2 protein-coding genes are annotated in these 406 nt (G+C 63.5%); both read right to left on the reverse strand.

The genetic code is table 11. The features are described 5' to 3' along the window. Window positions 1–129, reverse strand: a 129-nt coding sequence (locus SOP95_RS31885; RefSeq protein ID WP_323609574.1) for a site-specific integrase, incomplete at its 3' end; no start/stop codon positions are given. Between the two features lie 2 nt (window positions 130–131). Further along, on the reverse strand, window positions 132–406 hold a 275-nt coding region (locus tag SOP95_RS31890), incomplete at its 5' end, for a DUF484 family protein (RefSeq protein WP_323609573.1).

Below are 406 nucleotides of genomic sequence, written 5' to 3' on the forward strand. Positions count from 1 at the left end.
GCCGATCTGTTGTTTTTCGCAGTAGGCCAGGACCTTGTTCAAGTCCCGCCGGTAGGCTTCCAGGGTGTGGGGCGACACCTGGCGCTCGTTGCGCAGGTGAGCGCAATAAGCGTCCAGTTGCCGTTCCATGGCTAGCGCACCGCGCGCAGGGCGGTGGTGAAGCGCGGCAGGACGCGGCCCAGTACCTCGGCGATGTAGGTCAGGAACAGCGTGCCCACTGAGCTTTTGTAATGCTGTGGATCACGGCTCGCGATGGCCAGCACGCCGTGCAGGCCTTGATGGCTGAGCGCGACCACCGCCGTGGAACCGATCTGCTTGCGCTGTTCGGCACCAAACAGGAAGTCCAGCTCATGTTCGCGCAAGGTGCCGCTGATGGTCTTGCCTTCGGACAACAGGCCGCCGATGG

Origin of the sequence: Pseudomonas sp. YuFO8, from assembly GCF_035065025.1 — a bacterium.
GTDB classification, from domain to species: domain Bacteria; phylum Pseudomonadota; class Gammaproteobacteria; order Pseudomonadales; family Pseudomonadaceae; genus Aquipseudomonas; species Aquipseudomonas putida_AE.